We start from the raw sequence: 671 nt of genomic DNA, 5'->3' as shown, positions 1-671 counted from the left end.
GAGTTTCTGGATCGGTGGTTTTGACCTGGCGGCGCAGTGGATGGACTGGGAGAATATATTCAACTGCGAAATAAATCCATTCTGTAGGAAGGTTTTAAAATATTATTGGCCACAAGCAATAAGCTATGAAGATATTAAAACAACAGACTTTACTATTCACAGAGGACAAATTGACGTACTCACCGGAGGATTCCCTTGCCAGCCCTATAGCATTGCAGGAAAGCGGCTCGGCAAAGAGGATGAACGCCACCTGTGGCCAGAAATGCTTAGAGCAATTCGGGAAATTCAACCGCGCTGGGTTGTGGGCGAAAACGTTCGCGGGCTTATTAATTGGAACCGAGGGTTGGTTTTCAACGAGGTGCAGGCTGACCTGGAAACTGCGGACTACGAAGTCCTGCCGTTTTTACTTCCAGCTTGCGCCGTCAATGCGCCCCACAGAAGGGACCGTATCTGGTTTGTTGCCCACGCCTGGAGCGAACGAACCAGGGCAAGCACCGAAGGATGCAACAAATCATGGGAATTATTTCAAGAGATCGAACGGGGTAAAAATAAACAGTTCAATAAATCTTTTAGCGAAAGCCGGGTTGTTACCGACCCCGTTAGTACGGGATTACAAGGGAACAAACGGGGAGAACCACTTAGAAACCGGGAGAGGGAGAAAACACTTAGAT

The 671-nt window shown here is 48.1% G+C and carries 1 protein-coding gene; it reads left to right on the top strand.

Annotated elements, in window-relative coordinates:
- On the top strand, positions 1-671 hold a 671-nt coding region (locus ACQR30_RS08980), incomplete at both ends, for a DNA cytosine methyltransferase (protein ID WP_429734198.1).

This window comes from Arachidicoccus sp. (assembly GCF_050436765.1).
Classification (GTDB): domain Bacteria; phylum Bacteroidota; class Bacteroidia; order Chitinophagales; family Chitinophagaceae; genus Arachidicoccus.
This window is presented reverse-complemented; position numbering and strand designations above follow the sequence as displayed.